We start from the raw sequence: 13,736 nt of genomic DNA, 5'->3' as shown, positions 1-13,736 counted from the left end.
TCATGTTACTTTTACTTTACCATTAAACGATAAAACTGTTTTTGCTCGCCTGTTTTTACAACAATCATATACATTCCTGTCGTTGCTATGGCATGTTTATACAAAATTTGAGGAGTATTTCGATACATTTTATAATCGAGTAACTGTCCTTTATTGGTATACACTAAAACTTCCGCATCTTGGATTTTATCTAAAGGAATATAGACCACAAATTCTTCTAATTTTTCAACTGGATTAGGATAAAGACCTATTTGGTGTGTTATCTTTTCATCTGCCGCTTTCAATACGTTAAAGCTTGAACAATAAGTGTTCTCTTGATCCTTAACTTCTAAGGTGTAATTTCCAGTTTCTTTTAAAGTAAGCGTTTGTTGGGATGTGATTAACTGATGTTGTGCATCATACCAACGATAGGTTAATGTTTTTTTCGATAAATTATCCAAATCAGGGCTAATCGTCAACGTTCCCTCTTTGGATAAAAGATAAGTAGACGCTAAGGTCACTGGGGAAATAAAAGCATCAAAAGTCTCTAATTCTTTTCCTTTTTTATTTCCTGCTGCATCTTCTAAGAACAAACTTACTTTTCCTACCCAATCTTTTGGCAAAGTAAATTGAGCAGTAGTTGAAGAAGATGTAAGTGTTTTGATTCCGCCTTCCAAATCTACTTTTAAAGTAAAAGGCAATTTGCCGTAAAGCAAATTAACTGTAAACAGAACTTCATCACAGTTAATTTGATAAGTAAAGTCAAAATCGACCTTCTGCTTTCTAATAATAGACAAATATTTTTGAGCTGTAGTTAAAGGAATACTAGCATGTAGAAGCGAATCATTTTTCACTTCTAGGGGAACTAAAGTCGCCAAAGCGTTGTTCTCCTTCGCTGACAGGCTAGCGTAGTAGTCATAAGACACCTCAGTTTTGTTTTTTGGGTTTCCTTCTATCTCTTTTCGCTGAAAAAATAAATGCAAGTCAGTATTCACCTTATGGTTGACTATTTTCCATTTTCGCTGCAGTTGTTCTTGTCCATTCTTTTTTTCAAAGGTCAAGTTCCCCTTGTTATCTCCTAGTAAAACATAGCTATTATTCTCTATTTCTTTGGCTGTATGTTCACTCGCATAAGCTTGTAAAGTTTCACTAAAACCAATTGTCAATAGATTATCTAAATAGGCTTTGGATTGATATTGTTTTAAAGCAAATTGATCGGCTCTTCCCAAACCAATAATACGTGCATTATAAGCGCTATTTTCTTTTGCATTCCAAACCACTTGACCATAAAAATCAACATAATCAAAAGATTCTGGTAGAGGAATACTGTACTTGATTGCTAAATAACTGTGTACTTTTGCATAATCTAAGGCTGACAATACTGAAGGAAAGAATACTACTTCATATAGTTCAATCGATGGTTGATGAAAAAGAAATAAAAGATTGGCATGAGTCTTTGATCCTACTTTTAACGGTACAAAACTACCAAAATGATTAACCATCGTCCCATTAAAACGATGATTAGCCTGAATAAAGAATTTTTTATCTCCAGAAAAAAATGACGAAGTAGCCTTGTAAATTCTACCATTAAAATGCATTTCTATAAAAGGAAGTTCTCGTTTAACTACAGCGACGCTATCGGTTATATTCTTTTCTTTATAGACATAAAATAAAGTATAGTTCTTGCTCAAAACATTGTGATAAACTCTAGAGGTTCTATCTTTATCAAAGTTCAGCGTTGGGTTAAAATTCATTGTTGCTTTACTTTTAGCCTCTTGTAAACTAGGTCGTATAAATAGACCCGACAACTCCGTTTCCTGAGCAATAGCTAAATAATTTAAACAAACAACAAACAAAATTAGTAAGGTTTTTTTCATATTGTTATGTTAATCATAAATACATCGGCAAATGTAGTTTTATTATTAACATTTTTTTATACAAAAATTAACCAAAAACAAACAATTACACAAACAACAACATATTTAACAAAAAAACAAACACACAAAACAAAATACCAGTTAAAAATATTTTCTTCACTAAATAATTAACTTAAAAACAAGAATAAAAACAAAATTAAAAAATCGACATACTGTAACCTTTTGTAATAGAAATTTCCCTCTCAGTTCCCTGTATTTTATATAAAAAAAACCACTAAATAAAACTTAGTGGTTTCGTATTATTTGCTTGTCAAATTTCTTCCTGAAAAGTCGAACACTGTCTTGAAAGGAATAAACAGTTAACTCCTTCGCATTTCTATTGGCTTTATTACTGCCCCGAAGGCGTATTTCCGCTTTTGCGTCTTGTTTCATAAAAGCGAATAAACTCTTGACTGTAATCGGAATCTGGCAGGTCTTCGGCTCTATTGTTAGAAGATTCTTTTTCTTCTTTTTTCTTCTTCTTTTTCTCAGACTGATTTAAGAACTTTGCGATTAACTCTTTTAACGTATCAAAATCCACCTCATACGATAATCCAACCCCTTGTGTATACCCGATTCCTTCTCCAATATAATTGATGTCATTCTCTCGGTTAAAGAAGCGCGCATTTAGTGTACCCTCTTCATTGATACGCAACAACACTTCAACATCACCTACAATAACAGATTGCTCTACTCCACCTACAGGCACTCCTAATTTTCCATTTACAGAGATGCGATCATTCACTTTCGTGGTAAAAGTTACCCCTAATCGCCCTTCAGTTTGCGTATACGGATTTCGCTCTCCTTGCGCATAGTTCAATCCTACCTTAAACTTATCATCTACATCCGAGAACAAGTCGTCAAAAATACTACTTGCTCGTTCAAATAAACTTCCCGCTAAAGCAGATGAAGAGTTATCAGAAGAGAAGAAAGATCCTGTTGCTAATAGGGCCATAGCTTGTCTTTCACGTGTATCGCGATCACTCAATTTATAGTCTAATTCCGATTTTACAACCGAACTCACTGTTGGAAAGTTAATATCAAAATCTACTTCTGGATTACTTAAGCTTCCATTCAATACGATAGCCACATCCGTAGGTACTTTTCTATTGATAATCGAATTATCAATAATTACACTTGGATTAGCTTCCGTATGGTAAATGGCTTGAAGATCTAAAATCGCATTCATTGGGTTACCATCCCAGCGAATCGTTCCATATTTCTTCACGACAAATTTCTTGTCAATCAATCCACCATATTTAAAATTATATTCCCCTTCATACGCCTGGAAATCCCCCCACATATTGAACTTACCAAGTGTATTGATTTCCATGGTAATAAATCCAGCTCCTTTTCCACGCATGGCATGTCCAGACTCTCGATCGAGAATAATTTCAATTTCTGCATCTGGGGTTACATAAAACTCAAAATCCAATTCAATTCCACTGTTGCGGTATTTATAGGGATCATAATCATTTCCTGTTAAACGCAATTTCTTTTCTTGAGGAGACAAGAAATGGATAAAGTTATTTTCGCCCGTACTTTGTGCCTCCTTCAACGGAATCTTAATTGATGTTCCTTTATTCGAAGTCGCATTAATATTAATGCTCAACATTTCAATAGGCCCTACAATGTCCGCTTTTCCATTAATATAAGCAGTTCCATAGTACAAACTTCCTTCTGCATATTGGGTATCTAAAGCCAATAAATTCGTAGAAGAAAGCGATAGATTCATCACCCAATCCTTGAACATCTTATGGGATACATTTCCATCGACCAATCCCCTTGTCTTGTATTTGGTATCTGTTAAACCTGCCTTGCGGAGGATAAATTGTTTTGTCGTAATATCCAATGGGGTTTCTTGATCAAACGCGTAACTCACCCCTGTAAATTTCGATTTGAATTTGGTGTCATTCAAGTACAAACGTCCATTTACATCTGGATTTTTCGCTGTTCCCAAGAAGGAGATCTTACCAAAAGCAGTTCCCGTCATATCACTAGCCACACTACTTAAAAATGGTGCAATCGTACTCAATGGGAAATCCGTTAACCCAGACTCTAAATTGAAATGGGTTTGTTTATTGATCACATCGACGTCTCCATTCAAATAAAACCGCTCCTTTTCCTCATCATCCATTAAACTAGAATGAACGGTAAACTTCTCTAATCTCTTATCTCCATCCACTTTGAAGAACATATCTCCCAAGTATATTTTATTAATCAGCAATGAATCAATGACAATATTCGCCTGGGGATGATACACATCCTTCATTTGAGAGAAATTCACATCTCCATCAATTTTACCACCAAACGACAGATTTTCAATATCAGGGGTAATCTTATTCAAATCTACATTTCCGAAAGACAAATTCAATTTTTTGTACGTTGAATCTCGCATTACTCCGCTTAAATTCACCATTTGCTTGTTGTGTGAAATAGCAAGAGAATCAATGGTAAAGTCCATCAATTTTTTATTGAACACCAACTTATTGGCTTTGTCGTTATTCTCGTTGATGCTCCATTGGAAATCCTTGAAGAACACGTCTGACTTCTTGAATCCCACTACAGAGAGTTTCTCCTCGTTAATGGTGTGATACAAGTTCAACTCGTATTTATCTTTTAGATTTTTACCTCCTTTGAATTCTGAACGCACAAATAACGTATCATTATGCGTTAAATTCAGTAAGTTAAAATCAGAAATATCGTAGAAATTAGTATGTACACTATCAATGGAAACATATGTATTATAAATGGGGTTGGAATTATTGACATTCAATAAGATATTGAAAAATTCCACACCACTCACGGCAATACTTGGTGAATCAAAATTTAGCTTGAATAAATTCTCATCACTGTCAATTTCTCCATCCACGTGCGTGCGCTCATTTAAGGTTAATTGAGGCAAGAAAACTTCAATCAAACGATTGTGTACGGTAATATCAAAATCAACGTATTGTCCTTTTTTTGTTTTATACGGAGAGTAATTGGTATACAAACTACCCAATGCATTCGTAAACAACATCTTAGACTCTCCAAATAAGAATTTTCCTTTGATGTATCCTTGGATTGCTTCTTTGGAATTTAACTTCAACAAACGCTCCCCACCTTCCGTAAAACTAGATTCAATAGAAAATTCTTCAAAAACATAATGATCTTTACTATTGTCATAAATTGCATTATTTACTTTAAAGACACCTTCTAAATCCTCAATATTATTCCCTTTGGCTTTAAATTCAAAATCACCTGTAAACTTAGATAACGTATCGTTGACGAAACCTAAAGCATATAAATCCGCATAATCAATCTGCGCAACAAAATCGTAATTCTTCTCTTTGGTACTTAAATCAATCGTTCCGTTAAAATCAAGTTTTACATTTGGATCTGCACTGTGTAATAATCCACGATAGTATGGCATTTTCATTAAACCATCCACTGCCAATTGGGTGTATTTATACTTACCAAAAACAAAAGAGAATACATCCCCTTTTACAGAAGTATTCAGCGACTTTTGATTAAACCCATGTCCATCTACATATAAATCAAAAGACGTTAATCCAAATTGTTCATTGTGGATAAAATGCCCTAAATCAAAGTGATCCAATTTAATATTTCCTTTGTATGTAGCGTGATCCGGATCATTCAATTGTTGAATGGCAATTTTGGCATTCCCTTTTCCGATAGAGGTTACTAATTCAATATCGGTATCTAAGGTTCTCTTCGTTAATTCAATACCTCCTACGATATTGACTAATCCCAAGCCATCCAGTTCCTCAGGCAAAGATTTGCCTAATAAATCTGGCATTAAGGCAACTAAATTATAGCGTGTGGTTTGCAAACGCGATAAATCGGCACGCATCCAAAAGGGTTTATGATCATCAAATACATTGCGGAAGGCAAATTTTCCAATAATCTGTGAATTGTTTTCATCCACCAAATTAGCTCCTTCTAAGACAAAATCATTCATCACCCCCTTCATGTATCCTTTGAAGAATACTTCTTTATTGGAAGCAAACTCATGGGCGAATACATTGATATCTGAAGAATTTAATTTGGCCTTTTTAATCTCAAAATCCCACTTCACCTTATCGACAAAATACTTCATATCGCCAGGTTCAAACGTCAATTTCAAGTTTCCTTCAATATCCGATTGATCCGTGACTAATTTCATATCTTTTAGTCCAATACTTGTTTTGGTATGGGAAAAATCTGCGGTTAAGTTTTGTATGTTCATTCCCCAATGATCGAGGAAGCTTACGTTTTTCACAGTTCCATATATTTCAGGTCCTTTGATTAAAAAGTTATCCACTTGACCTTGCAGCTTTCTGAAATCAACCGCCACTTTTACTTTCGTATTGTCGTCTGAAATAATTAACTGTGAATTTTTAATAAATATGCGAGAAGCTTTCAATCGGAACTTCCCTTCCCCGGGTTGTCCATCATCAAAAACAGCAATAAGTTCATCTAAATTCGTTAGCTCTGCTCCTTCATACTTGTGAATATTCATGTACAAGCCATTGATTCGGGTTGTTCCCAAATACACCTTTCCTTGTTGCAAAGCATTTAGGTCAGCCAAACGCGTTTGAAGATGATCAATTCCGATTAATATATTTTCGTGGTTGTCTCTTGCTTCCACCCCCTTAAGGTGAATCACTCCAAAAACATCAATAGATAAACGGTCAATGTAAAAATCCGTACCGAATTTTTCATTCACTTTTTCCGTTACATAGCGTGCTAAATAGCTTTGCACAATTGGCAACATCATGGATCCCACTGCTAAAATCAGCAAGCAGAACAGAGCCAAAAGCAGGCGAAAAACTATTTTTTTAAATTTTTTGATAACTATTAATGTTTTAAATTTGCCCCTAAAATCTCCTTTTTTTAAATACCTACGTACAATCAACAAATTTAATTAATTTTTAGGAGTGATTGACTAAAAAAAGAAGATATAAATTAGCATTAAATTAAATTATACATGTCCACAAAACCCACCTATATATTAGCGATTGAAAGTTCTTGTGATGATACGGCTGCTGCAGTTTTAGCTGATAACAAAGTATTGTCTAACGTAGTGGCTCGTCAAGAGATACACGAAGAATACGGTGGTGTTGTTCCAGAATTAGCTTCAAGAGCACACCAACAAAACATCGTACCGGTTGTTGATATCGCCTTAAAGAAAGCGGGAATTACGAAAGAAGAATTACAGGGAATTGCCTTTACACAAGGTCCTGGATTAATGGGTTCGCTTTTAGTTGGCGGATCATTTGCTAAATCGTTGGCTTTGGCTTTGGATATTCCCTTGATTGCAGTGAATCACATGCATGCCCATATTCTTTGTCATTTTATAGAAGAAAGTGGATATGATCAACCTACGTTCCCTTTTCTAGCTTTGACAATTTCAGGTGGACATACTCAAATTGTACAAGTGAATAGTTTCTTTGATTTAAAAGTATTGGGAGAAACGACAGATGATGCGGTGGGTGAAGCCTTTGACAAATCAGCTAAAATTCTAGGTTTTCCTTATCCTGGTGGGCCTTTGATTGACAAATATGCCAAAGAAGGTAACCCTAAAGCGTATTCTTTTACCAAACCAAAAGTGGAGGGATTAAACTTTAGTTTTAGTGGTTTAAAAACACAGTTCTTGTATTTTATTCAGAAACAAGTAGCTGAAAACCCCAATTTTATAGAAGAAAACAAAGCTGATATTTGTGCTTCGATTCAACACACAATTATCAAAATTTTGATGGATAAACTCAAGTTAGCAGTTGAACTAACGGGCATTACGCAAATTGCTATTGGCGGTGGTGTCTCAGCTAATTCAGGTATACGTGCAACCTTACAAGAAGCGGAAAAAAAATACAAGTGGAAAACGTATATTCCCAAATTTGAATATACAACGGACAATGCAGCGATGATTGGTATTGTAGGATACTATCGTTATAGAGAATCTCTCTTTGCAGATTCTTCTGTTGTATCCAAAGCTAGAATTGAATTTTAAGGTTTTACATTATGCAGTTATTTTACGCTCCCTCTATTGATAAAGAACAGTCGACTTTTACTTTTGACAAAGATGAAAGCAAACACATTATACGCGTTTTACGCAAAAAAGAAGGGGATATTCTCTTCGTGACCAATGGTCGTGGAACGCTATTTGAAACTAGAATTTCATTGGCCTCCGATCGCAGTTGTCTCACTGATATTGTTGGCTATACCGATAAAGAACAGACGCCTTTTCGCTTGCATTTGGCTGTTGCACCTACTAAAATGAACGAGCGTTATGAGTGGTTTCTTGAAAAAGCAACTGAAATTGGTATTCACGAAATTACCCCTATTATTTGTGATCATTCGGAACGAAAAGTAGTCAAAACAGAGCGATTTGAAAAAATTATTCAATCGGCTATGAAGCAATCCCTTCAACTGTATGCGCCTCAATTAAACGAACCGATTACCTTAAAAGAATTTTTAAAACAAAACCATCAGGGCGCTTTATATATTGCACATTGTGAAGATGACCAAACAAAGCAACTCCTAAAAAACAGCATTCAACCTCAAGAAAATTATCTCTTATTGGTTGGACCTGAAGGAGATTTTTCTCCTGTTGAAATTAAAATAGCTTTAGAAAAAGGTTTTAAACCTGTATCTTTAGGACATACAAGATTGAGAACAGAAACAGCTGCTCTTGTTGCTTGTCATAGTTTTGTCTTTGCTAACGAATAAATCATTGCATGTTAAAATCCAAAGAAATTTCCCAAGGGATTATTCGCGCAGTTCTTATTTTAAGTGGAATTGCGTTAAGCGTGGGATTGTTGTACCAAATTCGCACCTTGTTCATTTATATCGCCTTAGCTTTTGTCTTAGCCTTAATAGGCAAGCCTTTAGTTGATTTTCTCTACAAAAAATGTAAGCTAAAAAAAATGTTTGCCATCAGTATCACGATGGGCTTCTTTATAGCCGTTTTTATTGGGTTTTCTTTTATGTTTGTACCTTTATTTACCACACAAGCACAAAATTTATCGGTATTAAATACGGCGCATTTACAAGAGGATTTTAATGGGTTAATTCAAAAAATAGACATTTATCTCGATGCCAAAGGAATCAGTTTAGACAAAATTGTAGAAGAATCTCACTTAAAATCGCAGTTCAATCTCGATTTTGTACCTAATTTACTCAATACCCTCATCAGCATGTTGAGCGATATTGGTATTGGTTTATTCTCTGTTCTTTTTATTGCTTTTTTCTTCCTAAAAGATCAAGTCGTTTTAGAATATCAGTTTAAAAAATTATTTTCTAAAAAACACGAAAACAAGGTTTTAAACTCCATCAACAAGATTAACAACTTACTTTCACGTTATTTCCTAGGGCTTTGTGTACAGATGTTTGTCATCTATCTTCTCTGCCTTACGGTCCTGTTAATTTTTGGCGTAAAAGGGGCGGCTACCATTGCTTTTTTATGTGCCATCCTCAATATTATTCCTTATATCGGACCTCTAATTGGAAATATTTTAGCTGTTGTATTTACCATGTTAACCTACATAGGCGATGATTTTATTGCAGTTACCTTACCGAAAGCGCTATCTGTAATGATTGGATTTTTAATCGTTCAATTGATTGACAATGTGGTGAATCAGCCCTTGATTTTCTCCAATAGTGTGAAATCACATCCGCTGGAAATTTTTGTTGTCATCTTAGCTAGTGGTATGTTTAGTGGAATTTTTGGTATGATTGCTGCTGTTCCTTTGTACACTTGCTTAAAAGTGATTGGTAAAGAATTTTTTCCAAATGTTCGATTTATTCAAGTACTCACCAAAAAATTATAAGTGGATATTCATCTTATCGTTCAACCCGAAGTTCAAGCCTATCTTAAAGAGCACAGTCAAGCTACTTTAACGGATTTGGCATTCAAAAAAAGTCCATTTCCAGCTATTCCCATGTCTGATTTATTAACGCAGATTGAGAGTAAACAAAAGTCTAAAAACAAGTTGTCTAAGTGGTATTCCACCGATTGCATTGTCTTTCCACCCAAATTATCCATTGAGCAAACGTCTTCAGAAGAATGTGCTGCCTATAAAGCTTCTTTGGTGGAAGGCAATACGCTAATTGATTTAACAGGTGGATTTGGCATTGATTGTTACTATTTTGCTCAACGCATCAAACAAGTCACCCATTGTGAAATACAACCTGAATTAAGTGCTGTTGTTCAACATAACTATCAGCAACTTCAACAGACCAATATCACTTGCATAGCAGGAGATAGTTTGGACTATCTAGCCAAAAGTGATCGACAATTTGACTATATTTATTTGGATCCAGCACGAAGAAATCAAAATAAAGAGAAAGTATTTTTCCTCAGTGATTGTACACCTAATATTGTTGAACAGCTGGATTTACTTTTCCAACATACAGCAACGGTTTTAGTAAAAACTTCACCTTTATTAGATATTCAAGCGGGACTTTCTGAATTGAAACATGTCAAAGCCATTCACATTGTTGCCTTGCACAATGAGGTAAAAGAATTGTTGTGGATTATTGAAAAAAAATATGTAGGGAGCATCGTTTTAACAGCAGTAAATCTAACTAAAAAGGAGCCTCAAATCACCATTTTAGATTTATCAGATGATGCTGTAGCTACTTATTCGGAACCACAAACTTATTTGTATGAACCCAATAGTGCTTTACTAAAAACAGGAAAATTCAATGCAATTAGCGCTTATTTTAACGTTGCTAAATTACACCAGCACAGCCAGCTGTATACAAGTGAAACACTTGTAGACTTCTCAGGCAGACGCTTTAAAATAAAGCAACATTTGCCTTATAATAAAGCTACAGCCAAAGAATATTTACAACAACAAAAAGCGAATGTTACAGTGCGTAATTTCCCTATTAAAGTGGATGAATTACGCAAAAAATGGAAAATTAAAGAGGGAGGAGATACTTATATTTTCTTTACCACAACCCTATCCAATCAAAAGGTATTTTTAATTTGTGAGCCTGTCTGAAAATCAGGGGGCTAGCTAACGTTGTGAATCCAGCACAATTGAGAAATACTACTCCACGTTACCTCAACAGTTGTATTGGAATCAACAGCTAATCCTGCCTGATTTGCCACTAACAAATAGCGTTGATTTTGATATACAACTTCAACTAAAGCGCGTTGTTGCGCATCATTTCGCACTAATTTACCAGCATGGTCAGTTGCCACTACTCGACCTACTGCTTTTAATTTACCTTTTTGTACGCGCTTGCGATCAAAACGAGGATATAGTAAATGAAAGGCCCAGACAATAGGAATCAAACTCAGCACCATATTCAAAAAGAAATAAGCCACTTGACGCTTGGTCCAATCGAAATTTTCAAAATTCCAAACAATAGCGGCAACCAGTGTCAATGCAACTAATAATCCTGCAAAAGACAGTGTATCTGTAATACAGTGTCCTTTAGGACGTGGAAAAGCCTTAGGGGTTTGCAGGGCCTCAATTCCCGGTCTTCTTTTTCCTAAGGACCTAACCGTAGTATGTTTCATCGTTCCTTGTAATCCTAGCTCAATCGAGTGTCTATAAGGCTGTTTCATGTTCTACTTTTTTGTAATTAAAACAATAAGATTGTAAAAAAAAGTTACAACGACAATGCAGGTTGGACCATAAATAGTAACAAATTGGGATCAATAAATAGATAAACTTTAGGTTGAGAAAATAAGAACACGTGGTTGTTAGGGTTTCTCAAAAATCGCTCAAGGTAGCATTGGTCCTTTTTTGCTATTGTATGTTGTAACCTTTCTTTTTTGTTTTACTTCCTTTTTTCTTTTTCACAGTTCGAAAGTACAACCAAAAAAACATATAAAACACAACGAATCAATTCCTTAACCATTTCATAATTCTACACAATATGACTAAACATTTGCTTTACATTACTGAAATATTGCCTTTTCATGAAGGGTATTTTTCTTTTAATCCTTTCCTATTCCTCTACCTACGTGCTTGTTAAATAACCGTTTACAACAGCTGTTGTTTGATTATAATTTCATTACTTTGTATCACAAAAAGCAAATATACATTCAACATGAAAAGAAAAACTCTCCTTGGTTTAGTTCTACTTTCAACTGTATCTTTTATAAGTTGCAAGCAAGAGAAAACAGCGGATCCTGTTGTCGCTCCATCGACTAAACAAACAGCTACACCACAACCACAAACCGTGGTCGATACAGTAGCCTTGAAAAAACAGATTGAGCAGGAGAAAGAAACATTGAGCAAACCGTATAATGAAGAAGAAGACGCACAAGCAAAATTAAATGAACTAGTTGCTCAGGCGAAAAAAGAAGGGAAATACGTTTTTGTACAAGCAGGTGGAAACTGGTGTATTTGGTGTTTGCGCTTCAATGACTTTGTGCAAAAAACACCGGAGTTGAAGCAAATTGTAGATCAAAATTTTGTTTATTATCACTTGAATTATTCTCAAAAGAACAAAAATAAAGCCGTTTTCAATGCCTACGCGCCGAATGCACGTGGTATTGGTTATCCTTTCTTTTTTGTCTTAGATGGAAATGGAAAAGTAACCAATATTATTTCTTCTGGTGAATTGGAAGAAGGAAAAGGATACAGTCTTGAAAAAGTGAAACAAATGTTTATCGATCAAGCACCAAAAAAATAAGTACAAAGCTGACTGAATAGTCAGCTTTTTTTATTGTTCTAGCTTCCCAATACTTCTCTTAATTAGACTGCTTTCCTCAGGATTAATCCCTCCTCGGTTCTACTTGAGTTCAAAATAGCAAATTTCACATTATTTTCATATTGTTATGAATTTAAACAGAACAGCCTCAACACCTAAGCATTTTGATTCAAAACTACTTTATTCCTGACGCATAATTCTTTATTTTTTAAACTATTCATAATGCAATAGCAAAATAATTCCTTTAATCGGATAATAAAGTTATGTTAAATCATATTATTACAATTTTACCCTTATTTACTTTTGTTTTCCTCAACCACTAATATATTCAACCATGTTGATGACTACATTACCCTTAGGAGGAGTAGCTCCGTCTGAACTTATAGTTGTTGTTGCAATAGCCTTATTATTATTCGGTGGTAAAAAAATACCAGAATTAATGAAGGGACTTGGGACAGGAATTAGGGAGTTTAAGGCAGCTACAAGAGAAACAAATGCGAATACCGCAGCTCCTAAACAGAACACTACAGATTCAGTTACTGAAGCGACAAGCGAAGTAATTGAAAAGTAAACAAGAGGGTACCTTCAAGGTTGCCCTCTTTTTGTTTCTAGGTTATTGATCCGCTTTACACCACAGCACCTAAATTATAACTAGCCTCTCCTTCCACTAGATAAGTCAACTCTTCACAGCGAATGATTTTACCTTCGTGAAAAACAAACTCCGCCATGACTTTATAGGTATGTGCCGATTGGTCCTTCAAAATTACCTCTACCTTGTGTTTGGTAAATACACAATCTTTTCCTACTCCTGTTTGCAAAATTTCGAGGCGAATAGTCTCAACCACTTCTTTTAATTTCTTGATATGTTGTTTAAACCCTTCAAAATCCAACACCGTATTATTCACAACTTGTACATACTGTGGTGAAAAGTAAGTAGTAATGAATTGTTCATCATATACTTTACTTTCAATAATTTCATGTAACATCTCTCGTACTAATTTTTTCATTGTTATGTGATTTAATTATGAAAGAGCAAAAGTCTATATTTAGGTAAGGGAATACGATAACAATTGTTATCAAATCCCGTGTGGATGTATACTAAAGTTCACTGAACCTATTTCAACTGTACTGATTATATCATCCAAAAACTTATATTTGTTCTATACAGCACCTAAATAAATC

10 protein-coding genes are annotated in these 13,736 nt (G+C 34.8%); 6 read left to right on the top strand and 4 right to left on the bottom strand.

Annotation, left to right across the window (positions count from 1 at the left end; genetic code table 11):
- Positions 1–11: 11 nt before the first annotated feature.
- Together AWV75_RS05000 and AWV75_RS04995 are read right to left on the bottom strand one after the other, a co-directional pair.
- Positions 12–1,856, bottom strand: coding sequence for a T9SS type A sorting domain-containing protein (locus tag AWV75_RS05000; protein WP_060873335.1), 1,845 nt, complete (start codon positions 1,854–1,856; stop codon positions 12–14).
- A gap of 388 nt (positions 1,857–2,244) precedes the next feature.
- Positions 2,245–6,657 carry a translocation/assembly module TamB domain-containing protein gene (locus AWV75_RS04995; protein WP_231738011.1) on the bottom strand — a complete coding sequence of 1,471 codons (4,413 nt, stop codon included), beginning with the start codon at positions 6,655–6,657 and terminating at the stop codon, positions 2,245–2,247.
- Between the two features lie 210 nt (positions 6,658–6,867).
- Here AWV75_RS04995 and tsaD point away from each other — a divergent pair, with 210 nt between their 5' ends.
- From tsaD to AWV75_RS04975, 4 genes are read left to right on the top strand one after another with little or no spacing between them, the layout of a single operon-like run.
- Entirely contained in the window at positions 6,868–7,890 is a 1,023-nt protein-coding gene (gene tsaD, locus AWV75_RS04990; protein WP_060873333.1) for a tRNA (adenosine(37)-N6)-threonylcarbamoyltransferase complex transferase subunit TsaD, read from the top strand.
- A gap of 11 nt (positions 7,891–7,901) precedes the next feature.
- Entirely contained in the window at positions 7,902–8,609 is a 708-nt protein-coding gene (locus tag AWV75_RS04985) for a 16S rRNA (uracil(1498)-N(3))-methyltransferase (protein WP_060873332.1), read from the top strand.
- Between the two features lie 8 nt (positions 8,610–8,617).
- The gene (locus AWV75_RS04980; RefSeq protein ID WP_060873331.1) at positions 8,618–9,709 is read left to right on the top strand and encodes an AI-2E family transporter; all 1,092 of its coding nucleotides are present in this window, start codon (positions 8,618–8,620) and stop codon (positions 9,707–9,709) included.
- Entirely contained in the window at positions 9,710–10,888 is a 1,179-nt protein-coding gene (locus AWV75_RS04975; RefSeq protein ID WP_060873330.1) for a class I SAM-dependent methyltransferase, read from the top strand.
- 11 nt (positions 10,889–10,899) lie between these two features.
- Here AWV75_RS04975 and AWV75_RS04970 read toward each other — a convergent pair whose 3' ends face one another.
- Entirely contained in the window at positions 10,900–11,460 is a 561-nt protein-coding gene (locus tag AWV75_RS04970; RefSeq protein WP_060873329.1) for a hypothetical protein, read from the bottom strand.
- Between the two features lie 488 nt (positions 11,461–11,948).
- Here AWV75_RS04970 and AWV75_RS04965 point away from each other — a divergent pair, with 488 nt between their 5' ends.
- Together AWV75_RS04965 and AWV75_RS04960 are read left to right on the top strand one after the other, a co-directional pair.
- Positions 11,949–12,536, top strand: coding sequence for a thioredoxin family protein (locus tag AWV75_RS04965; RefSeq protein WP_060873328.1), 588 nt, complete (start codon positions 11,949–11,951; stop codon positions 12,534–12,536).
- A gap of 352 nt (positions 12,537–12,888) precedes the next feature.
- On the top strand, positions 12,889–13,125 hold the full coding sequence (locus AWV75_RS04960) for a Sec-independent protein translocase subunit TatA/TatB (protein ID WP_060873327.1): 237 nt from the start codon (positions 12,889–12,891) through the stop codon (positions 13,123–13,125).
- Between the two features lie 55 nt (positions 13,126–13,180).
- Here AWV75_RS04960 and AWV75_RS04955 read toward each other — a convergent pair whose 3' ends face one another.
- Complete coding sequence (locus AWV75_RS04955; RefSeq protein WP_060873326.1) at positions 13,181–13,561, bottom strand: hypothetical protein; 381 nt, start codon at positions 13,559–13,561, stop codon at positions 13,181–13,183.
- Between the last annotated feature and the right edge of the window lie 175 nt (positions 13,562–13,736).

Origin of the sequence: Myroides odoratus, assembly GCF_001549985.1 — a bacterium.
GTDB classification, from domain to species: domain Bacteria; phylum Bacteroidota; class Bacteroidia; order Flavobacteriales; family Flavobacteriaceae; genus Flavobacterium; species Flavobacterium odoratum_A.
This window is presented reverse-complemented; position numbering and strand designations above follow the sequence as displayed.